Source organism: Phocaeicola sp. RTP21198st1_B8_RTP21198_201120, assembly GCF_040929485.1.
Lineage (GTDB): Bacteria > Bacteroidota > Bacteroidia > Bacteroidales > Bacteroidaceae > Phocaeicola > Phocaeicola dorei.
This window is the reverse complement of the sequence record NZ_JBCOCI010000462.1, coordinates 722-1,167: the sequence shown is the minus strand read 5'-3', so window position 1 is coordinate 1,167 and position 446 is coordinate 722. Positions and strand designations below refer to the sequence as shown.

The following is a 446-nucleotide window of genomic DNA, read 5'->3' as shown; positions in this document are numbered from 1 at the left end:
CCCTGTTGACTAATGAGCTGGCGCATTATCTTAAGATTGATTCAAAGGGAAGTCTTTGGATAGCAGTGGAGGGTAAGGGTGTGTATTGTTATAATATGGACACTAAAGAGTCTACGCTTTATTCTTTTGATTTGAATAAAAAGAATAGTATAAGCGATAATATGGTTACCTGTATTGCAGAAGACAGGAACCAGCGGATCTGGCTAAGTACGATGGGAGGAGGGCTGAATCTGTATCGTCCTGAAACAAATGATTTTGAACGCTTTACATCCAGGCAGGATGGACTGGGTAGTGACTGTGTATACGCTGTTTGTGAATCTCAAAACGGACGTCTTTTGTTGACTACCAATCAGGGATTTTGTATTTTTGATCCGGTTAACCGGACGTTCAGTAATTATAATCATGCCAATGGCTTTCCTTTCACTACTTTAAATGAAGGCTCTTTG

Annotated in this window: 1 protein-coding gene; it reads left to right on the top strand. The window is 40.1% G+C overall.

Going from position 1 to position 446, the window contains the following annotated elements:
• On the top strand, positions 1-446 hold a 446-nt coding region (locus AB5935_RS27290), incomplete at both ends, for a two-component regulator propeller domain-containing protein (protein WP_368328013.1).